This is a genomic window from Flavobacterium aciduliphilum (assembly GCF_003268855.1).
Taxonomy (GTDB): Bacteria; Bacteroidota; Bacteroidia; order Flavobacteriales; family Flavobacteriaceae; genus Flavobacterium; species Flavobacterium aciduliphilum.
In genome coordinates this window covers 180,386-202,662 of record NZ_QLSZ01000004.1, presented here as the reverse complement: position 1 = coordinate 202,662, position 22,277 = coordinate 180,386, and the positions used below count along the sequence as shown (strand labels likewise).

Here is a 22,277-nt window from a genome sequence, read left to right as displayed (position 1 = left end):
ATACTATGAAAACCAATCCGCTTCAAATAGAAATCGATGGAATTGATAAAGAAATTCTGAGAAATTTAATGGAAGATGCTAGGATTCCAATTCTAAAAATTGCAAAAAAAATTGGGATTTCTGGTGCTGCTATTCATCAACGATTAAAGAAATTAGAAGAGAGTGGTCTTATTTCGGGTTCTAAATTTATTATAAATCATAAAGTTTTAGGCTATAAAACAATGGCTTTTATTGGGGTTTATCTTGAAAAGGCCGCAAACAATTCTGAAGCTGTAAGAGAACTTAAAAAAATTCCAGAAGTATTGGAATGTCATTATACTACTGGAAATTGGAGTATTTTAATAAAAGTTATATGCCGCGATAATGAACATCTGATGCAACTTTTGAATAAGAAAATCCAACCCATAGATGGCGTTTCTAGAACAGAAACTTTTATATCTTTGGAGCAGCAAATTGAAAGACAAATTCAATTATAAATAGTTAGGATTATTATTTAGATGATTAGAAACCATGAATCTCAATAGATTTTCAAAAGAACACATTACCATAGCATTTTACATAATCTACATAACCATATCGGGGGTGTGCTTTGAACTTTTCCCAGGAGATGCTAAAAACCCAAATATGGGCGTATTATTAATTTATGTGATGATTCCCATCAGTTTGATTTATTTTATGTATCACTTAATCAAGCAATTGTATGGAACAACAAGTTATGCCAAATGTTTAATGATTCATGGCGTAGCGTGGTTGTCTATTGCTGTTATTTTATCCGTATTTTCGAAATAAAAGTGCTTTGTTTGATTTTCAAGAATTTTATTTCATTCAAACGAATTGAGATAAACTTATTGGAGTATTTTGTTTAGCTTTTCTAAAATAGCTTCAACACTAATAGTACGCATTGCGTCTTCATAGCCTGCTACCTTTATATTACCATATACTGAAGTGGGTAAGTAAGGATATTGTTCTCTATCAGAAGTCAAACAATTTTCAATAGGTTGGTTATAGGGAGCAAAACCTGCATACGGATGCGTAGCACCCCAAAGGGTAATGGTCTTTACTCCGAACATCGCTGCTAAATGCGCGTTGCCACTATCCATCGAAAGCATCACATCTAAATGGGATATCAACTGCAATTCTTCTTCAAATTGAAATTTTTTTGTGATATTGAAAACGTTTTCCAAACCTTCTGCCATTTTATCTAATACTTCTTTCTCATGACGACCCCCGCCTATTAAAATAATTTTGGCGTTGGGTCTTGTAGCTAATATTCGAACTACTTTTTGCATTAAATCGAGCGGATATGTTTTGCTTTTGTAGTGTGCAAATGGAGCTATACCTATCCATTCTGTTTGCTTATGGCCCAAAAGATTAGTTATTTCATCGGAAAGTGCGCGCTTTGGAAGCAACCAAGGCTGACTCATGTCGAGGGACAAACCAAGTTTATTAAACGTATGAACATGACGTTCTATCATGGTTTCCAAAGGAGAAATTTCCTTAGTTTGAAGTTGAGTGAGCGCTTTTTTTTCTTTTCTTCCTTTGTCTGTTGCGGCTCCTTTACAGCCTGATAAGGTAAAAAATATTCGTAAGATTTTAGAACGTAATACGTTATGCAAATCAGCGACTTGATTTACATTGCGCTCTTTTAAATCGCGATAAAGTCGATAGATTCCAATAAACCCTTTATGCCTATGATGGGTGTGTGCTGACAAAAAAGACACATTAGGGATTCGGTCAAAAATGGGTTTATAAAATGAACGCGAAACAACCGTAATCTTTACATCGGGGTATTGATCTACTACAGCTAACAAAACTGGAACAGTCATAGCTACATCACCCATAGCTGAAAGTCGTACTACAGCAACATGTTTAGTATCGTGATTCAAAGGTTGTTAAAAAGAATTAGTTTATTTTTTATTTTGGTACAAGACCGGATTCAATTCGTCGTCGTTATACATTTTCATTTGTTTGTATACTTTCATGAATTTGTCTCCGTTTTCAATATCCGACAATAAATCATCGATAGCCGTCGATAAATCGCTACGTTGTTCTAAAAGCACATTCAATTTTTCTTGACATTTATCTCTATGGTCTTGAGAAGCATCGGTTCTTGTTGCTTCTTCGTTCATGTGATAAATTTTAAGTGCTAATATAGACAATCGATCAATAGCCCAAGCTGGACTTTCTGAGTTGATTTTGGCTGTTGCCTTTACAGTAACATGACTGTATTTTTGAAGAAAATAGCTATCAATATATTCTACCATATCGGTTCGTTCCTGATTGGAAGCATCTATTTTTCTTTTTAAGGTCAGTGCTGCTACAGGGTCTATTTTTGGGTCTCTAATGATATCTTCATAATGCCATTGTACCGTATCAATCCAATTTTTAAAATATAATAAATGTTCTATTTTGTCTTTAGGATACGGATTGTTTATGGGTTGGTTTACACTATCATAAACATGATACTCTTTTATACTTTGTTCAAATATAGAATAGGCTAATTTTGAAAACATACTAATAAATTTTATTTGCAAAGATAGTTTTTATACTTTTGAAAATGCTTTGGATACCCAAAAAAGTTTACTTTATAAATTCTTAATTCTACATAAATCAAATGCACATTCACTACATTTCCGAACATAACAGCATTCTTAATCATTTTTTAGCCCAAATTCGTGATATATATGTTCAAAAAGACAGTATGCGTTTTCGAAAAAACATTGAACGAATTGGAGAAATTATGGCATATGAATTAAGTAAGACGTTGCAATATAAAGCAGTTGATGTACAAACACCTCTAGGAATAAAGCACACGACTACTATTGCAGATACAGTGGTGCTTTGTTCTATTTTAAGAGCTGGTTTGGCACTTCATCAGGGATTTATGAACATTTTTGACAACGCCGAAAATGGTTTTGTATCGGCATTCAGACATCATCCGAATCAAGACAATTATTTTGAGATAAAAGTCGAGTATCAGGCAGCCCCATCTTTTGAAAGTAAAAACCTCATACTTATTGACCCCATGCTTGCTACAGGACAATCGATGGTGGCGGTATTACACAAACTTTTATTGGAACAAAAACCAAAAGAGATTCATTTAGCTGTAGTAATTGCTGCCCCAGAAGGCATTGCGTATTTAGAACAGCACTTGCCAGAAAACTGTCATCTTTGGGTTGCGGCACTTGATGAGAAGTTGAACGAAAAAAACTACATCATCCCAGGATTGGGCGATGCTGGCGATTTGGCTTACGGAAGCAAATTATAATTGGATACAAAAACAAACTAAACTGCAAATCAAGGTAACCCACAAAATCATTTCTTGCTGAAATTTATTCTGCATGTATTCAATGCTATTAGTAGCCATGATAGCCAATGGCAAAAAAGTAAAAATAAGGAGTTGATTGTTTTTAGGGAAAGAAGTTACAAATAGAACGATTCCGATTAAGGTTGCAAAAATTACTTTTTTATAAGACGCTTGAAGATTCAAAGGTTTGTTCGTTAATGAAAAAATAGATGGAATGCTAAAGAACAATACACATACCACATAAACTGAAAAAGCGATATTTTGAGAATCATTTTTAAAATAATCCAACTCAAATGCAGTACTATCGGAATGTATGTAATGCATCACTATTGCCTTATCAAATAATAATGCATAAAAAATAAAAAGAATCAAAGCGGTAAAAAATGCTATTATTGGGAGTAACCAATTTCGATAGTCCCGAGAGACATGGAAAATGATTGAGATGTACACCAAAAAAAGAAAAAGAATACACCAAAAATTAAAAATACTTGCCACAAAAATCCACAAAGACGCATCAAATATCTTTTCTTTTGGTGCTTTGAGTGATTGTAAAGACACCAATCTTCTCATGGCGAGTAAAACAAACAAATTCGACAACAGCAACTTGAAATCATTCAATACTTCGGGAAAAATGAGTACAAAAAGAAAGTAAAATAATATAGTGTAGGAACTTTTTTTGGTAAGATTATTCTTTTTTACAATAAAATTTGAAAAGAATAAAGATGAAAAAAGCAACACTAGCATAGCTCCTTTTTGAAATAAAATTTCAATAGATACGGGGCTTTGCGTGTGTTTCACTTGATATATTAAAAAGAAAATAACCAACAATAATCCCAACAACGAATAATTTATTGGTGTAGATTTCTTAAAAACACTTGTAATCATACGGATATTTTATACTTTTGTGGATGTAAATATAATACTTGTTTAAAAATGAGAGCATTTTTTGAAGGAATACAATCACTTTTTGTTGATTTTTTATTCAAACCTTTGGATGGATTACGTGCATTAGAGCTAGACAATTGGTGGTTAGCTAATATTGTGAGTTGGACTTTAATGGCAATATGTGCAAGATACATTGTGTATTGGTGCAAACAATTGGCTATTCACCAAAAAAACAACGAAGAAAACCAAGATACTACGGCACATTCTTTCTTAAAGTAAGTCAAAACCGATATCGTTTCTGAAATACATCTTATCAAAATGTAGTTTTGCTATATTTTGATAAGATTTTTTTGTGGCTTCACTAAAATGATTCCCAAACGAGGTAATGGCTATAACGCGCCCACCATTAGTAACAATTTTATCGTCTTTTATGATAGTTCCTGCATGGAAAATCAAGGCATCTGTTACTTGTTCCAATCCTGAAATTTCATAGTGTTTTTCAAAGTGTTCAGGATAACCTCCTGAAACTAACATCACTGTTGCAGCACTTCTTGAATCAATTTCTAAAGGAAATAGATCTAACTTTTCATTTACTACAGCATCGAAAAGAGCGACTAAATCGGAGGTTATTCTTGGAATAACTACTTCCGTCTCAGGATCGCCCATGCGAACATTATATTCAATTACTTTAGGTTCTCCATTAACAATTATCAACCCTATAAATATAAATCCTTTGTATTCGATACCTTCATTTTGTAGTCCAAAAATTGTTGGTTTAATGATTTGGCTTTCTATTTTATCCATCAAAACCTCATCCACAAAAGGGACTGGAGAAATAGCACCCATCCCACCAGTATTTAATCCTGTATCGCCTTCGCCAATTCTTTTGTAATCTTTAGCTGTGGGTAAAATTTTATAGTTTTTACCATCGGTCAACACAAAACAACTTAATTCAATCCCATCAAGAAATTCCTCTATAACTACTTTGGAACTAGCAGTACCAAATTTGGCATGAACTAGCATATTTTGAAGTTCTTGTCTTGCTTCATTGCGGTCATGAAGTATTAATACCCCTTTTCCTGCGGCTAATCCATCTGCTTTTAAAACATATGGAGGCTGCAGTGTTTCAATGAAATCAAATCCTTCTGCTAAGGTTTCAGAAGTAAATGTTTTATACGCTGCGGTTGGAATGGCGTATTTTGAAAGAAATGCTTTCGCAAAATCCTTACTTCCTTCAAGCATCGCGCCTTGTTGAGAAGGACCAATAACAGGAATTTTTTTTAGCAAAGCATCCTTTTTAAAGTAATCATACAAACCCAACACTAGAGGATCTTCTGGACCAACCACGACCATTGTTACCTGTTTAGAGAGAACAAACTCTTTAATAGCTTGAAAATCAGAAAGAGCTAGTGAAACATTCTCCGCTATGGAAGCTGTTCCTGCATTTCCGGGAGCCACGCATAATTTTGAACATAAAGAAGATTGTAATATTTTCCAAGCAAAAGCATGTTCTCTTCCGCCTGAACCTAGTAGTAAAATTGTCATTGTGTTGTGTTTTGTTGCAAAAATAAATGATTCACAACGAGTAAATAGTACTATTTCTATATTTTTTGTGTTTTTTTTGATATTTTTGTTCTATTAATTCATAAAATACTGAAAATGAAAAAAACTTTACTTTCTATTACATTATTTTGTTTTGCCTTAATTTCTTCTGCGCAATCATGGGTATCACAAGCGACAGGCTTTACAAATCCAGCAAGAGACATTCAAGGAATTCAAATTGTAGATGCTAATACTGTTTGGGCCCTTGCAGGTGATGGCTCAGGTGTAGGAACAAACGTTCAAGAATTTACTCGAACCTTAGATGGAGGGGCTACTTGGATTCCTGGAACAATCAATCTAGGTGACAACACTTTAAAAATTGGAAACCTATGCGCAATTAGTGCTACGACTGCTTGGGTAAGTGCCTTTGATAACACGAATGGTTTAGGTGGAGTATGGAAAACTACAGACGGAGGTCAAACATGGGTAGCTCAAAATACAACTGCTTTTACAACTGCTGGTTCTTCATGGTGTGACGGTGTTCATTTTTTTGACGAAAATAACGGATTAGCTTATGGTGATCCTGTTGGGTCAAATTTCGAAATTTATACCACAAGCGATGGTGGAGCAACTTGGACAGCCGTACCTGCTGGAACTACCACCAACCCAAATGCATTAACAAACGAATGGGGTTATGCAGGAAGTTTTGCTTATGCAGGAAATTCTTTCTGGTTTACTACCAGTAAAGGGAAAATTTATAGAACTACTGACATGGGACTACATTGGACAAAATTAAACTCACCTTTAAGTGATTTTGGCGGAGGAGTTACCACAACAAATTTTGGTACTTTATATTTTAGTGATAATAATACAGGTATGATTTTAGGCACTAAAGATACAGCTAGTACATTTAAAATTTATACTACAACCAACGGAGGTACAAATTGGGCTACAGGTGTAGTTTATAGTGGTTTTTTAAATCTTTGCTATATTCCTAATACAACTACTCTAATTTCAACATCAGACAGTACAACTCTAGGTACAGGTTCTGCTTATAGCATGGATAATGGAGCAACATGGACTCCTATTGATGCAGACATTGCGCATGGTGTTCCTGCCTTTTTAAACCCAACTACTGGATGGTGTGGGGGTATAAATCAAAGCGCAACCACAGATGGTATTTTTAAATTCAACGGAAATCTAGCAAACCAAATGTTTGAAAAAACTGACGGATTTAAAGTATATCCTAATCCTGCTCATCAATTTGTAACTATTTCATCAAAAGAGGTTGATTCTTTTCAATTGACCGTGACAGATATTACAGGTAAAGTACTTTTAAACAATTCTTTCACTGGAGTGGAGAATTCAATAGATACATCTAACTTTATGGATGGTATTTATTTCTTTACAATGCGTTCAGATTCAAAAACACAGACTATAAAAATTGTAAAAAATTAATAATTTTTATAGTACTTTTAAGGGCTGAGATATTTCAGCCCTTTTTTTATGCTTAAAATTTTTAATTTATCTCTTCAAATTAATGGATTTCCTATTCAAAAGGCCATTTCTACGTATCATAAAATTTCATTATTAAACGAAGAAGATTTTGAAAAGTATATTATGAATCAGCGTGAAGAAATCGTATTGTTCCATTTACAGAACAATACATTTTACAAATCGTTCGCTGATAGAACTAATATTGAATCTTGGAACTCTATTCCAGTTTTGACCAAAAAAGACTTTCAAAAACCTTTAAAGGATAGACTTTCAAAAGGGTTTTCTTCTAAAAATAGCTACATCAATAAAACCTCGGGGTCGAGTGGGGATCCATTTATTTTTGCAAAAGATAAATTTTCACATGCTCTCACTTGGGCGAATATTTTTAATCGGTTTGGTTGGTTTGGAATTGATTTTAATTCGTCATTACAAGCGCGGTTTTATGGAATACCTCTAGATTTTATGGGGTATACTAAAGAACGCTTTAAAGATTTTTTGAGTCATCGGTATCGTTTTCCGATTTTTGACTTATCCGATATGATATTGGAAAAAACAGTAGAAAAATTCCGAACAAAAAAATTTGATTATATTAATGGCTATACTAGTTCGATTGTTTTATTTGCTAAATATTTACAAAAGCAAGACATTGTATTAAAAACGATTTGTCCTAGCTTAAAATGCTGTGTTGTAACTTCTGAAATGCTTTTTGAAGATGATAAAAAAGTTATGGAAAAACAATTTGGAGTTCCCATTATCAACGAATATGGTGCTTCCGAATTGGATGTAATTGCTTTTCAAAATCCAGATGGGGAATGGCAAGTAAATTCGGAAACCCTTTTCATAGAAATTCTTGATGAAAACAATAACGTTCTTCCTTATGGAAAAGAAGGAAGAATTGTAATCACATCTTTGTACAACAAAGCACACCCATTTATACGATACGATATCGGTGATATTGGTGTTCTGGACGAAAAAAGCACTAAGAAAAAACCCATTTTAAAAAAATTAATCGGTCGAACTAATGATGTAGCCATTTTACCTAGTGGAAAAAAATCACCAGGACTAACCTTTTATTACATCACAAAAAGTATTATTGAAGACGACGGAAATGTAAAAGAATTTGTAATAAAACAAACAAAAATTGATACTTTTGAAATTGAATATGTGAGCCAAAATAATTTAACAGAAGACCAAATTCTGAATATTGAAAAAGCTGTTCAGACCTATTTAGAATCTGGATTGTTAATTACCTTTACTCGAAAAGAGAAATTAGAACGAAGTAAAAGCGGAAAATTGAAACAGTTTGTTTCGTTAGTAAAATAATATGAAAATAACCCTAATTGCAGGCGCTAGACCTAATTTTATAAAAATAGCTCCCATCATTAAAGCGATTGAAAAAAAACAATCGGAAGGAATTCATGTATCTTACCGACTAATTCATACAGGACAACACTATGACAAAAATTTGAGCGATACTTTTTTTGAAGAGTTAAATATTCCTCATCCTCATGTCAATTTAGAGGTAAAAAGTGGGACTCAGGCGGAACAAACCGCTGCCATTATGGTTGCATTTGAAAGGGAATTACTACAAAACCCTTGTGATTTAGTATTGGTTGTGGGCGATGTCAATTCCACTATGGCTTGTGCTTTAGTGGCTAAAAAATTGAACACGAAAGTCGCTCATGTTGAAGCCGGAATTCGTTCAGGTGATATGACAATGCCCGAAGAAATTAATCGTATTGTAACCGATAGTATTTCGGATTATTTTTTTACCACATCAACCTCTGCAAACACAAATTTATTACAATATGGTACCCCATCTAAAAATATTCATTTCGTTGGAAACGTGATGATTGACACTTTATATCAAAATTTGAATCGAATTTCATTGCCTGACTTTTGGGAAACCTATAAGCTAGAACCTAAAAATTATGTGCTTTTAACGTTACATCGTCCTTCTAATGTTGATGAAGAACAATCACTCATTGCTTTGTTAAAAGGAATTGATGAAATGGCTGGTGACAAAAAAATTATTTTTCCTATTCATCCTAGAACAAAAGCGATTCTAGGAGAAACTCCTATACAATTCAAAAACATTCATTTTGTTGCACCTCAAGGCTATTTGAATTTCATGTATTTAATTAAAAATAGTTTTGCTGTTATAACTGATTCTGGTGGAATCTCAGAAGAAACCACCGTTTTAGGAATTCCGTGTTTTACGATGCGAACGAGTACCGAACGTCCTGAAACTATAACCGTGGGAACAAATCATTTAGTAGGAACTTCAACAACTAATTTACAAAAGATTTATAGCGAATTTCTTGAAAAAGGGTTAAAAAAAGCAGGGATTCCCGAGTTTTGGGATGGAAAAGCCTCAGAGCGGATCCTCGAAATTATTGTGACTAGTTATCAGTAAAAATGGAAGAAATTTTAATTGTCTCGAATTATTACCCCCCCGAAAAAGGAGCTGCTGCCAATAGAATTGAACAATTGGCGTTGAAACTACACGGAAATCACTATAAAATAACCGTTGTGTGTCCTTTAGGAAATTATCCAAAAGGGGTTTTGTTTGAGGCTTACAAAGGGAAATTCTTTGTAAAAGAAGAACGAAATAATATCACTATTAAAAGACTTTGGATTTACCCTAGTGTGAGTAAGAATATTTTAATAAGAATTATTTCTATATTATCTTTTACTTTTTGTTTATTTTTTTATTTACTGTGTAATAAGACTCCAAAAAAAGTACTTATTCAGTCACCTCCATTATTACTTTCGTTTGTTTCAGTCTTTGTTCTTTCTTTAAAAAAGAAAAAAATAATACTCAATGTTTCCGATTTATGGCCTATGGCTGCTATTGAACTAAAAGCTTTAAAAAAAAGATCTTTATCTCATACCCTTTCTTTGTTTATGGAACGTTTCATTTACAAAAAGGCGACAGTAATATTGGGACAATCTCATGAAATTATTCAACATATTCAGGCCCTATTTCCAGAAAAAAAATGTTTTTTATATCGAAATTTTCCTGAGCATCAAAAAGAAATCATATCATTAGAAACGAATGAAAACCAACATGTAAAATTCTTTTATGCAGGCTTACTAGGAATTGCACAAGGGGTATTGGAACTGTGTGAAAAGATAAACTTCAATAACTTGCCTATTGAATTACATATTTTTGGTGATGGCGCAGAGAAACATGAATTGGAAGCTTTGATTTCTCAGCAAAAAAATTCAAAAATTTATTTTCATGGGATGTTAGATCGAAATGCTTTACATGAAAAATTGAAAACTCTTGATATTGCTATTGTTCCTCTGAAAACAAGAATTTATGGCTCTGTTCCCTCAAAAATTTTTGAATATAGTATATTAGGATTTCCTATACTTTACTTTGGTGGTGGTGAGGGTGAAACGATTGTGGAAGCACATAATCTAGGTTGGGTAGCTCCTGTTAAAAATTATGAGAAATTAAATGAAATCATAACTCAACTATCGAAAATGCCTAAATCAGAGCTATCTGTTATGAAAGAAAAGGTATTTATACAAAGTAAAACTGCTTTTAATTTAGATAACCAGATCAAAAATTTAATTATGGAAGGTGTTTTTTAGTAGGCTTTTTCCTCGCCTTTGATAGCATTAATGACGGTCATGAATACAATTTTAACATCTAATATTAACGACCAATTTTCGAGGTAATAAATATCGTACTTCACTCTATTTATTATATCTTTTTCTGTTTCAACTTCGCCTCTGTAACCCTTTGTTTGTGCTAGTCCAGTTATTCCTGGTTTTATAAAATGTCTTACCATAAATTTATCTACTTTTTTTGCATACATCTCGGTATGACTTACCATGTGGGGTCGTGGCCCAACGACAGACATATGTCCTAAAAACACATTAAAAAACTGTGGAAGTTCATCTATACTGGTTTTTCGAATTATTTTGCCAATTTTTGTTATTCTAGGATCGTTCTTTGATACTTGCTCCAAATGAGCTTTTTCATTAATTGCCATTGATCTAAATTTATAACAATCAAATTCATGATAATTGAGTCCGTTTCTTTTTTGAATAAAAAAAATAGGTCCTCTTGACTCAATTTTTATTAGAATAGCTAGTAAAGGTGTTAACCAAGATAGCACAACTACTATTACAAAAATTGAAAAAAGTAAATCAAAAATTCTTTTTATGATTTTATTTTCTAGTATATCTAAAGGGATATTTCTTAAAGAAAAAATCGGAATATAACCATAATAAACTTGCTTAAAGTTTCTTACTTGAACTTCATTGTCTCCTGGTATAAACTTTAATGTTTTTAAATTGTTATCCGTGAAATCTATAAAATTATCTATATCGGTAGTTGTTAAATCATTTAAAACACAATAAATTTCATCTATCTTATTTCGTAATACAAATTCGAAACATTGATTAATTATGTCTTTTCTATTGTTATTTATGTTAAATGTTTTTACAAGTTTATAACCATAATTGGGGTTTTCATTAAAAAAATCACTTAGTTGTTTCGTGCCTGTTTCGCTTCCGACAATTACAACCTTTCTGAAATTTCCTCCAAACACTACCCTAATTTTCCTTAAAAAATAATATATAAATAACTTACAAAAAGCTATAAATATTGTAGCTAAAGTGATAAATTTCACTATTATAGAAGGCTCAGAAAATTTTATAAAATATCCTATATAGGCAAAGTTAATAATAATAAAAACAAGATATTGTTTTACTATTTTCTCAAAAATCTCAGAAACTTTAGTAAATCTATACACTTCATAGAATCCTACATTCCATGAAATCACTATCCATGAAAAAGAAAGAAAAACATGATAATAGATTCCATTAAGGACTTGCAATAAAAGTGCATATGCCAGACTATTTATAATAAATAAATCTAGACAATAAGAAAAAGGCCTAATGTAAACCGAAAACCTACCTATATGTTTTTTCACCTAAAAAATATATTTTGAAAAATCTTTATGTTCTTCTTTTAACAATTCTTCTGTTGAAAGTGATTTAAAGTACTCATAGGTAATTTTCATTCCTTCTTGTCTTGAAACTCTAGCTTCCCAACCTAATAGTTCTTTAGCTTTTGTTGTGTCGGGTTGCCTTTGAAGCGGATCATTAATGGGCAAAGGATGGTATACAACTTTTTGTTTTGTCCCCGTTAGTTTTATAATTTCTTCCGCAAAATCTTTTATGGTAATTTCATCAGGATTTCCAATATTGACAGGGTATACATAGTCGGAATGTAATAATCTAAAAATTCCTTCAACTTGGTCGTCCACATAACAAAAAGAACGGGTTTGACTTCCGTCTCCAAAAATTGTTAGGTCTTCACCTCTTAGTGCTTGACCAATAAATGCAGGGATAACACGACCATCATTCAGTCGCATTCTAGGCCCATAAGTATTGAAAATACGAACTATTCTCGTTTCTACACCATGAAAGGTATGATAGGCCATTGTGATAGATTCTTGGAACCGTTTAGCTTCATCATATACCCCTCTTGGGCCAATAGTATTAACATTGCCATAATATTCTTCTGTTTGAGGATGTACCAGAGGATCTCCGTACACTTCTGAAGTTGAAGCAATAAGTATTCTTGCTTTTTTAACACGTGCTAAACCTAGTAAATTATGTGTCCCTAAGGATCCTACTTTTAGCGTTTGAATCGGTATTTTTAAATAATCTATCGGACTTGCTGGAGAAGCAAAATGAAGGATATAATCGAGTTGTCCTGGTAAGTGTACAAACTTGGTAATATCGTGATGATAAAACTCAAAATTTTCTAATTTAAATAAATGCTCAATATTCTTTAAATCACCCGTAATAAGGTTATCCATTCCAATCACATAATATCCTTCTTTAATGAAACGATCACAAAGATGAGATCCTAGAAATCCTGCCGCACCTGTAATTAATATTCTTTTCATGATAGTGTTATACTTTTTTGTTCCGAATAAGTAAACCTATTGAACAAGCAATAGAAGAGGGTGAAAAACACAATGCCTCTTTGCCTGCAAAAAAACGATTCAGACAAAAATAACACTATCATTGAAATTGCGAAAGCAATATGAAGAAAATCTTTCTTTTTTATTCCATTTTTTAAATTCAAAAAAAGCATTACAATTAAAATCACAAATCCAAACAATCCTATTTCAGCTAACGTTTGAATGTATTGATTGTGAAAATTGTATCCACCATATTCTTCATTGAGGTTATGTCTTAAGGCTTTGTTTTTAATGAATTTTTGTGACGCATCCAATCCTAACCCTGTAAGAAAACTTTTTGTTTCATTGCTAATTTCAATGTAAACCCTACTTTGATATATTCTTAAAGCAGTTCCAGGAAAAAAATCATTTTTACTAAATTTATTTTTATTCCACGCTTCTTTAATTGTTACGTTATGGGTTTTATTTACAAAATTATTGCTTTTAAAATGAAAGATATTATCCACAAATGCCGTTTCATATTCATTAAAAAAACGATTTCTTACGTCTCTTACATAAAAAATTGAAAAGAATAAAAATAATGATACCGTTAATAATGTCGAAACTTTGGTTCCATAAGGAATTTTAGAAAAATAGATATAATAACAAATAATAATAATAAAATCAATTGTTATAATACTCTTGGAAGAAAGTAGAAAAATGAAAAGAGCTACAATGGATAATGCAATTTTTTCATAATTTTTTTTAATGTCCAGCTGAACAAAATAAAACAATCCAAATGAGGCAAAAACCGACATATAGATAGCTCCAGGGTCTAAAGGAACTAAACTATTGTTGAAAAAAACATCAATGTCATTGGTTTTATTATAATAAATACATGCTGCAGCAACATAGAATATTGCATAGCCTACCATCGCAAAACCGTACCCTCTAAATATCTTGTTGATAGATTCTTTTGAAAACTTTGGTACTATAAAAAACACCAATGGAATCACTAAAAATGATAATCCTTTTTGAAGTCCTGCTAAAGAAGCATTAAAATCTTTGGTCCACAAGAGAGATATGGTCATGATAGCAAAAAATACAACTGGTACAAAAAAAGCTTTTTGAAAATTAAGTTCTCGACTTCTATTTATAAAAATACTAGAAACAAGAAAACTTATTGTTGCTATACTAACAAAGATGTTTTTGATTGGTAATGATATTAACATCATAACAATTCCTAATACAGGAATTATTTCATTTTTATTGGATATTTTCTTTGGACAAAAACTTTTGTATGAGCTCATTTATTAATTTAATAATAAATGCAAAATTAATCTTATTGGTGTAAAATGGTATTAAATATTGGAAAAAGTTGTATAGAAAATATTTTTAGTTTAATTACTGTTTTAAAATTTAAATATCAAATTAAATTGACACATTGGAAATTGTAATTTATCAAACCCTCTTAATCTATGAGTGAGTTTATTATTTACACTCTCTTATTTTTTCTAGCACAAAAACATTATTAAAATAGGCGGTTTGATCGGTGGGAAGTAAATAGCTTAAAGAGAAACCTAAAAGGTTAAAAATAAATATAAATGGAATTAATAGTATTTGTTTAAAAATAGTATTTGGAATAATATTTTTGAAATAATTTATTCCAAATTGAAAGATAACCTCAATATAATTTCCTGTTTTATGAGTATGAATTATCTCGAAACCATTTTTTTTATAAAGATATTCCAATGCAGGAGTTGTATACCTTGCAAAGTCATAAGGCATCTCGTGCTCTTCCCACATAAACGGCGTTGTTATGATTGCTTTTCCATTAATTTTCAGGATTCTATTAAATTCTTTTAGAAGTTCATCTATATTAAAAACATGTTCTAAAACCTCTGTACTTAATAATGAATCGAAATTAGAATCTTGAAATGGAATTGTTTTTCCATCATAAAAAATATCTACTCTCTTTTGAATCTCTTCTCTTCCTTCAATTTTGTAATCTACGCCTGTGTAACTATTTATTTTATTAAATAATTTTTCGTAAGGCTTCGTTCCACAACCAAAATCCAATAAAGAACCTTTTAGGTATCCTTCATTTTTTTTTATTGCTTTTCTTAGGCCTAATCTAATAAGGAAATTGTTATTAATAAAGAAACTTAATAGAGTTGGGTGAAATTTTTCTTTTTGTATATTTTTTTTTATTCGTTCCTTTAACATTGTTTCTATTTTATTGAAAATTCTGTGTATATGTTTTCTAAATTTTTAATATTCTTTTCGATATTATACTTCTCTAAAAACTCTTTTCTTGAATTTTTAGAAAAAACTTCTCTTTCTTGTTCGTTATTAAGCAAGTGTAAAATCTTATCTTTAAAATCAACGATGTTCTCATTTTTAATAACATAACCATTATAGCCATCTTTTATTAAATCTTTATTTCCATCAGAATTCGTTACAATACATGGTGTTGAAAGTGCTAGACTTTCTATTATCGAATATGGCAATCCTTCATATCTTGCAGTTGATATGTAAAGTTTGGATTGTTTTATTATATTAAAGATATCTGTTCTTTGAGTCCATTCAATTAAGGTTACTTTACTACTCAAATTATATTTTAAAATTTTAGATTTAACTACGTCTAACTTATCCGAATGAAATCCAACACCCATCACTACTAAATGAACAGATTTATACTTATTAATTTCATTTAAAACATCGATCATTAATTCAATGTTTTTTTGGTATGAAGGTCTACCAACTGTACAAATATATTCATCAGGCCATGTTTTTGGTATTGATAAAGGTTCAATCTCTAATATATCACGAATTGAATTATTGAATAAAAGCGTTTTTTCCTTTTTGAAAATTTTATTTTCTATTCCTCTACTTCTTTCAGAATTTGATGAAGCTAATAAATAGGAGAATTTATTAGTAAAAACCTTCTCAAGCAAAATATAAATCTTTCTTTTTAGTCTATTCTCTGTACTCAAAAATGAAAAAGCTTGGGGTGTGTAGAGTACGTTTATATTTAATAAAAACCCCATAATTCTCCCAATAATACCCCCTTTAGCACTGTGGGCATGAATTAAATTAGGCTTTTCATTTTTAAGAATTTTATATGTTTTGATTATCGAATTAACATCTTTAAAAAAACTGATTTCTCTATATATTGAGGTCTTATAAGATCTTATTGATTTGTTCTTTCTATCTAAAAATTCGCATTGAGTGTCTTTATGGCCATGTATAATAATATTTTCAAATTTATCTTGATTAATGTTTTCCGTAATTAACCTCAATGAAACATCTACTCCCCCTACTGAATGTAAAATATGTGCAATTTTTATCATTATTTTATTTTTTTATTGATTTTTTTTTAAATAATAACAAACAAAAATGGTTAACCAAAAACCACTAAAAACAATTCCATCAAATCTAATCAAGAAATCATCTGTCATATTGCTGGTAAAAAATAAAAAAAAGAAAGATGTTATTAATGGATCCCTGACTAATATTCCTAATCTTAAAAAAGAAAAAATATAACAAACAGCCACTAATAATCCCAAAAAACCAAATTTAAGTAAATAATCTATATATTGATTATGTGTAGCAAACTCATATTTTGCAAGAAATCTTTGATTTGTTTTTTTAAAATATTTTACCAACTCCCTTTTCCCATCTGAAGAGCCTACTCCAAAAGGTAAATTTTCCCATGAGAGTTCAAGTGCAGACTTCCATATAGATAGTCTAGTTACCAAAGAGCTGTATACGGCTATTTCTGGATGATCTATTTCATCTAATTTTCCTATTTTATCAATATGTGCAAATGCAATATTGGTAAACTTTTCTTTTAAATAAGTATCTTTTTTTATAAACAATATGGAAACTATACTTATTGACAAAATAGAAATTAGTGTAGCCATCACAATTTTTGTTGTTATTTTTCTTTGAAATATTTGACAAAATACAATAATTAGACAGCCTATACCAGAGTCAACTATTGCTACTCTAGTATTAATAAACAACATAAGAAAAATAGATATTAAAAAAATAAGAAAAAATAAAATCTTTTGAAATATGTTTTCTTTGTTTAAAAAAAAGAAAAAATTAATCATCGTAACAAATGCTATATGCATATTTAATGCAGGTGCGTGCATACCAATAGTTTTGGAAAAAACATATCCCATCTCCCAAAGATGGATTCCGTTTAGGTATTTATTAAAATAATTTGGATATACTATAATGAAACGAAAGAAAAAAAATAAAACTATTATTGTTGTTGAAATTGAATAAATTTTTAATAGTTTATGAAAATTTATTTTTTCATAATTACCTATAAAAAACAAAGGAAAAACTAATAATGATAAATATTTTTCCAGCGATTTTGTTCCAAGTGTAAATGAATCGTTATTCCAAAAAAATAATATTTCCAGAAGTAATGGTGAGGCCACTAAAAGAATATTAAAAACATATTCTCTTTTAAGATTAATTCTTCTATAATTCAGAAGCGAAAACAAAGTAAATAACAAAATCAACCATGTTGCGGGCTTTCTAAATATTATAGAAATTGGTATAATAAATAAGAATAGGTTAAATACTTTTTGATAAATTTTTTCTGAAAGAGTCATAATATAAAGCATAGTATATTAAAGGGAAAACACCGATTTTGTGCCTTACTGCAGAACCTAAATCAGGTTCAAAAAGTCCTTGAATTATAAAATAAGAAAATAAAATTAAAAGAATCCATAACTCATCTTTATTGCGATTTTTTTCCTTTAAACATCTAGACAATCGAACTAGCAAAATATAAAATAATAATAATTGCCAAATAATAAAAGCGATGATTTGTGGAGATAAAATATGTTTAAAACCCTCTATTATTGGAATGTTAATTTCAAAGAATCCATAAACAATTCCCACTGCTTCACCATACCAAGTATTAGTATTTATTGGAGAAACTATCATTGAATTATTATCTTTCGTCCGTTCTGCATTTAAAGCTTCCCTATTGCTTTCTGATAAAAATTTTCCTTTGATTAATCCATATGATATTGAAAGGAAAATTATAATAACAATACCATAAAAAACAGAACTTATGGTCTTATTTTTGAAATTTATTTTAGTAATGAAATACATGCCAAATGAAATTATTGGTATTAAAGCATAGTATGATCTAAAAAATGTACTAAAACAAAAAAATAGCAACATTGATAAAATAACTTTTTTTGTAGTTGAAAAATTCTTGCTTTTAAAAATAAAAGGAATCAAAGAAATATATATAAAATTAATAAACTCTTTAGTAGGCATGGAAATAAAAATGGCTATCAGAAAAAAACAAATATAAACCAATAGATTTTTTACAGTAACATATTCAAAACGTCTTGGTATTCCTATTTTATATAAAATATAAAATACTATTGGAAATTGAATCAATGCAATAATGTAAAATGGAACATATTTTAATTTTGTGATATTATAAAATAATATTGTAAAAGGATAACTTCCAATCCAACCTATTTCATGATATTTATCAATTATAATTATTTTGGTATCATTAAAATATCTTTCTGGAAGAAAAAAACATGATAATATGGAAATAATTAAATTAATACCAAACAAAATTAAAAACCACAATCTATTTTTCTGCATTATTTTTTTCATAGCTTTAATTTAAAAATACAATTAGTCTATCCTTCTTATAAATCATAATTGTTGCCAATAAATTCCAGAAAAACATACTTGTTACATAAGATACCGCAGCTCCGTTCATTCCATAAATAGGAATCAGGATTTTGTTTAATATAAAGTTTATCAAAACTGCAAAAATCAAAATAATTTGAAAAATATTTTGCCTTCCTGTCATATTTAAATATACTTGGACTCCTCCAAAAAAAGAACATATTCCTTGACCTATCATCAGAATTATTAGGGGATCTCTAGCTACTAAATATTTTTTTCCGAAAAAACTCAATATGGGTGTTGAGAACAAACAAAAAAATAAAACTGTAGGAATTGAAATCATAAATATCATTCTAGCACTATGTCTCATCGTCTTTTTTAATTCTAATTTATTTTCTGAGAAAAATTGCTCAGCTATTTTTGGTGATATAGTAATATTTACCGAATTCATGATTACTAATAGTAAAGTCATTAATTTGACCGCTAAAGCATAGTAAGCAACTTCCTCATTTCCTTTATACTTTTTTAAAAACATAACATCGAAACTCATCAATAAAAAAATTGCAAGTGTACTTATAGCCATTGGATATGATTTTAAAAAAATAAAACTATATGAAACCGTCTCTTTTGACTTTTCTAAACGGCTTGTGTAATCTTTATTTAAAATAGAAAGAATTTTTATAGTTGAAATTATAGACAAAAAGAAAAAGCCTATTAAAAAAGTTTCCACTAAATAGATTTCTTGATGAATATAGAACAAGATTATAGAACCTAAAATAACCGACAAATACTTTAATGTATTTCTATATAATTCTGCAATATAAATACGATCTAAAGCTCTTAAGACTTCAGTATTAAAAATAGTTACACAATAGAAAAATAATAATACTGTAGCTTTTAAAATAATACTATATATTTTACCATCATTTAAAAAAAAATTGATGGTTTCTTTTCCAATCATTAAAACAAAAAGTATACAAATTATTGATATTAAAAAAATTAATGAAAACATTTTTATATATATCCCTTTTAATTCAAATAACCGATTTCTGCTCTTTAGCATACCTGTGAAATATAAAATAGATTGATCCGCACCTAAAATACAAATACTTCCAAGAATTAATAAAAGGGTTCTAATAAAATCATACTGTCCTATTATTTTGGGATCATAAGTTTTTGTCAAAAATAAGGTAAATCCAAAAAGAGTAACTACACCTATGATTCGTAAAATCATTGTTTTAATACTCTGCATCAAAAATTCATTTTTCATGATTTTTTTTAGAAAATTTATAGTCATTTTTTTATAACTACTTTCTTTATTTTTTCCCATTTATTCTTTTTCGTTTCCTGTGAACAATCCGCCATCATATTTTCCATATTGCATAGAATTCCAATCCCACAATACTTGATTAATTCTTACTACATTTCTATATTTAGGATTATTTGCTTTTAGTTTTTTTAGAGAATCAAAATCTGTAGGAAACTTAAACTTTCCATTCTTTACTAACAACTCCATTCCATTTCTGTCTATTATTACTCTATCGTTATACAATGAAAATATTTCATCATAGGTTAACTTTTCTTTTTTTGAAAGTTCAATTGTCTCTAATGGCTCAGTTCCCTTGAAAAAACCTCCATCATATTTTCCATATTGCATTTTTTTAAACCAAACTATTTGATTTATTTTGATTTCATTTTTAAATAACGGATGGCTTTTTTTGTAAATATTAAATGTGTTTTCATCTACAGCGAACCTAAATTTAAAATTCTTAACTAAAAGTTTCGTTCCGTTTTTATCTTCAATAATTCGGTTATTATACTTGATAAAAATTTTTTCATAAAAATCATCTCCATTTATATGATCTTCTAATTTATTATTCTGGACGGATTGGTTCAATTGTTCTTCCTGATACTTTCTCTTACTTTCTTCAACAATTTTCTGATCCATTTCCACTTCTTCGGGAGGGAAAATTTCTTCCTTATTTTTAATGCGTTCGGCGCCTCTCCAATTAAATCCTTTTAACTTTCTAGCGTTTTCAGGAAGGTCTTGTTCTGGATAAATATCGCCATCAATCATATCAAAAAAGGTTACGGTTTCAATTTTACTTTTATCGTCCATAACCATATTCACCTTACTACTGATTTTTTTATTAATTCCTATTAATTCTTTTTTGTTATTTCGCATGTAATAAATGACCTCAACATTTTTTACAATGTTCGCTTCGTGCAATCGATTTTCAAGGAATTTTCCATATAAATTTATTCCTTTTATTTGATTGAATCCACTACCAACAGTATCTTTTGAAATAATAAATGAGTTATTGAAAACTTTTAAAGAATCCAATTTTTCAGTTTTGTTATTACCTATTAAATGCATCAAATCTCCTGTTAATTGGTTTTCAAAATTCCACAGAATGGGTTGTCCAATTAATTTTGTCAGCGCCTTTTTTTGGTCGGAATGTATGGAATCACATTTTCCGCTTAATTCTGTTTTATAAAATCGAACATTATGAAATCCTCTCACGATACGTTCTCCTGTTTTTCCAGTAACAATAATCTTTTTAGCATGAATAAACATAGAGTCTTTTTCTACGAGATACCTAATTGACGCATGTTTGGTTACATAAAGTGAATCTTTATTCTTAAAAACCTCCCCATAATGACCTCTAATAATCGCTTTGTTAATGGAATCTGTGATTTTGACATTATTAGTTCCTGAAGCGTATTCTGTTTTTCGATCATAGTATAAACTATCTCCTTCTATGAGTCGGTCTTTGTACTTAATATAGGATTTTTTCTTAAAATTACCTATGTTTTTCTTGCTATTGTAATAGCCGTTTTCTGTATAAATAAAATTATCTTTTCCTGTAATGGTTGAAGGTCCATACAAATAGGAGTCTCCTTGTTTGGTGTAATAATCTAAATGATTTGATTTTATGGTATATTCTGGATTATTTAGCACGACCGAATTAAGAAATTGGTATTTCCTCTCTTTTACGTAATACCGACCTGAATTACTGGTTAAGGTATTCGTCTTATTGACAATATTTCCTTTTGAATTGAAATAAGCTTCTTGCGAATTTCTATCAAAATATAAGGTGTCTGTTGTCATGGTAGATTCGGGTGAATTCATAACAACATTTCCCGAAGCAAACGCTTTTTTTATATTTCCATTATATTCTGCATATTTACTATTTAGGAACAACGTGTCTCCTTGCACCATTTGCACCTCTCCAAAAGCTTTAATATAATTTTCATCTTGAAAGTAATAGGCTTTATTACAAGTCATTACAATCCCATCGTGGGTTACTCTCACATTTCCTGTTAAAAGTAAGGCATTGGGAAGCTCTGTCTGATTGATGTCAGAAAAGTCAGAATGTTCCACAACTATTTTGTTCTTTTTTTGGGCAAAAAGAAGGGAACAAAATAAT

At 30.1% G+C, this 22,277-nt stretch carries 21 protein-coding genes; 8 read left to right on the top strand and 13 right to left on the bottom strand.

Going from position 1 to position 22,277, the window contains the following annotated elements:
- Window positions 1-5: 5 nt before the first annotated feature.
- On the top strand, window positions 6-476 hold the full coding sequence (locus CLV55_RS06330; protein WP_112112906.1) for an Lrp/AsnC family transcriptional regulator: 471 nt from the start codon (window positions 6-8) through the stop codon (window positions 474-476).
- Between the two features lie 34 nt (window positions 477-510).
- A complete protein-coding gene (locus CLV55_RS06325; RefSeq protein ID WP_112112905.1) occupies window positions 511-789 on the top strand; it encodes a hypothetical protein in 279 nt (92 codons plus the stop codon).
- Window positions 790-845: 56 nt separating this feature from the next.
- Here CLV55_RS06325 and CLV55_RS06320 read toward each other — a convergent pair whose 3' ends face one another.
- Both CLV55_RS06320 and CLV55_RS06315 read right to left on the bottom strand, forming a co-directional pair.
- Window positions 846-1,886, bottom strand: a complete 1,041-nt coding sequence (locus CLV55_RS06320) for a glycosyltransferase family 9 protein (protein WP_317048366.1) — start codon at window positions 1,884-1,886, stop codon at window positions 846-848.
- A gap of 21 nt (window positions 1,887-1,907) precedes the next feature.
- Entirely contained in the window at window positions 1,908-2,513 is a 606-nt protein-coding gene (locus tag CLV55_RS06315; protein WP_112112904.1) for a DUF4254 domain-containing protein, read from the bottom strand.
- A gap of 101 nt (window positions 2,514-2,614) precedes the next feature.
- On the opposite strand from CLV55_RS06315, the gene upp reads away from it, so the two are divergent.
- On the top strand, window positions 2,615-3,268 hold the full coding sequence (gene upp / locus CLV55_RS06310; RefSeq protein ID WP_112112903.1) for a uracil phosphoribosyltransferase: 654 nt from the start codon (window positions 2,615-2,617) through the stop codon (window positions 3,266-3,268).
- On the opposite strand, the gene CLV55_RS06305 is transcribed toward upp, so the two are convergent.
- Window positions 3,263-4,192 carry a DUF6427 family protein gene (locus CLV55_RS06305; protein WP_112112902.1) on the bottom strand — a complete coding sequence of 310 codons (930 nt, stop codon included), beginning with the start codon at window positions 4,190-4,192 and terminating at the stop codon, window positions 3,263-3,265. The genes upp and CLV55_RS06305 overlap by 6 nt on opposite strands.
- Before the next feature lie 48 nt (window positions 4,193-4,240).
- On the opposite strand from CLV55_RS06305, the gene CLV55_RS06300 reads away from it, so the two are divergent.
- Entirely contained in the window at window positions 4,241-4,471 is a 231-nt protein-coding gene (locus tag CLV55_RS06300; protein WP_112112901.1) for a DUF6341 family protein, read from the top strand.
- Here CLV55_RS06300 and purD read toward each other — a convergent pair.
- Complete coding sequence (gene purD / locus CLV55_RS06295; protein WP_112112900.1) at window positions 4,463-5,737, bottom strand: phosphoribosylamine--glycine ligase; 1,275 nt, start codon at window positions 5,735-5,737, stop codon at window positions 4,463-4,465. The two genes, CLV55_RS06300 and purD, sit on opposite strands and share 9 nt — an antisense overlap.
- A 114-nt stretch (window positions 5,738-5,851) precedes the next feature.
- Here purD and CLV55_RS06290 point away from each other — a divergent pair, with 114 nt between their 5' ends.
- The 4 genes from CLV55_RS06290 to CLV55_RS06275 are packed head-to-tail and all read left to right on the top strand — an operon-like array spanning window position 5,852 to window position 10,834.
- Window positions 5,852-7,192, top strand: a complete 1,341-nt coding sequence (locus tag CLV55_RS06290; RefSeq protein ID WP_112112899.1) for a T9SS type A sorting domain-containing protein — start codon at window positions 5,852-5,854, stop codon at window positions 7,190-7,192.
- A 48-nt stretch (window positions 7,193-7,240) separates the two neighbouring features.
- Window positions 7,241-8,554: a phenylacetate--CoA ligase family protein gene (locus tag CLV55_RS06285; protein ID WP_112112898.1), complete on the top strand. Its 1,314-nt coding sequence runs from the start codon at window positions 7,241-7,243 to the stop codon at window positions 8,552-8,554.
- 1 nt (window position 8,555) lies between these two features.
- Window positions 8,556-9,647: a non-hydrolyzing UDP-N-acetylglucosamine 2-epimerase gene (gene wecB, locus CLV55_RS06280; RefSeq protein ID WP_112112897.1), complete on the top strand. Its 1,092-nt coding sequence runs from the start codon at window positions 8,556-8,558 to the stop codon at window positions 9,645-9,647.
- A 2-nt stretch (window positions 9,648-9,649) separates the two neighbouring features.
- Window positions 9,650-10,834: a glycosyltransferase family 4 protein gene (locus CLV55_RS06275; RefSeq protein WP_112112896.1), complete on the top strand. Its 1,185-nt coding sequence runs from the start codon at window positions 9,650-9,652 to the stop codon at window positions 10,832-10,834.
- Here CLV55_RS06275 and CLV55_RS06270 read toward each other — a convergent pair.
- From CLV55_RS06270 to CLV55_RS06230, 9 genes are all read right to left on the bottom strand, one after another.
- Window positions 10,831-12,183: an exopolysaccharide biosynthesis polyprenyl glycosylphosphotransferase gene (locus CLV55_RS06270; protein ID WP_112112895.1), complete on the bottom strand. Its 1,353-nt coding sequence runs from the start codon at window positions 12,181-12,183 to the stop codon at window positions 10,831-10,833. The two genes, CLV55_RS06275 and CLV55_RS06270, sit on opposite strands and share 4 nt — an antisense overlap.
- Entirely contained in the window at window positions 12,184-13,167 is a 984-nt protein-coding gene (locus CLV55_RS06265; RefSeq protein WP_112112894.1) for a UDP-glucuronic acid decarboxylase family protein, read from the bottom strand.
- The gene (locus CLV55_RS06260) at window positions 13,164-14,474 is read right to left on the bottom strand and encodes an O-antigen ligase family protein (protein ID WP_112112893.1); all 1,311 of its coding nucleotides are present in this window, start codon (window positions 14,472-14,474) and stop codon (window positions 13,164-13,166) included. The genes CLV55_RS06265 and CLV55_RS06260 overlap by 4 nt, the downstream gene beginning before the upstream one ends.
- A gap of 181 nt (window positions 14,475-14,655) precedes the next feature.
- Window positions 14,656-15,390, bottom strand: coding sequence for a class I SAM-dependent methyltransferase (locus tag CLV55_RS06255; RefSeq protein ID WP_112112892.1), 735 nt, complete (start codon window positions 15,388-15,390; stop codon window positions 14,656-14,658).
- 5 nt (window positions 15,391-15,395) lie between these two features.
- A complete protein-coding gene (locus CLV55_RS06250) occupies window positions 15,396-16,517 on the bottom strand; it encodes a glycosyltransferase (protein WP_112112891.1) in 1,122 nt (373 codons plus the stop codon).
- A gap of 12 nt (window positions 16,518-16,529) precedes the next feature.
- Window positions 16,530-17,795 (bottom strand): O-antigen ligase family protein, encoded by a 1,266-nt coding sequence (locus CLV55_RS06245; RefSeq protein WP_112112890.1) that lies wholly within the window; start codon window positions 17,793-17,795, stop codon window positions 16,530-16,532.
- On the bottom strand, window positions 17,758-18,828 hold the full coding sequence (locus CLV55_RS06240; protein ID WP_112112889.1) for a hypothetical protein: 1,071 nt from the start codon (window positions 18,826-18,828) through the stop codon (window positions 17,758-17,760). The genes CLV55_RS06245 and CLV55_RS06240 overlap by 38 nt, the downstream gene beginning before the upstream one ends.
- Window positions 18,829-18,832: 4 nt before the next feature.
- Window positions 18,833-20,176 (bottom strand): MATE family efflux transporter, encoded by a 1,344-nt coding sequence (locus tag CLV55_RS06235; protein WP_245902684.1) that lies wholly within the window; start codon window positions 20,174-20,176, stop codon window positions 18,833-18,835.
- Entirely contained in the window at window positions 20,177-22,231 is a 2,055-nt protein-coding gene (locus tag CLV55_RS06230) for an OstA-like protein (protein WP_394338237.1), read from the bottom strand.
- Window positions 22,232-22,277: the final 46 nt, after the last annotated feature.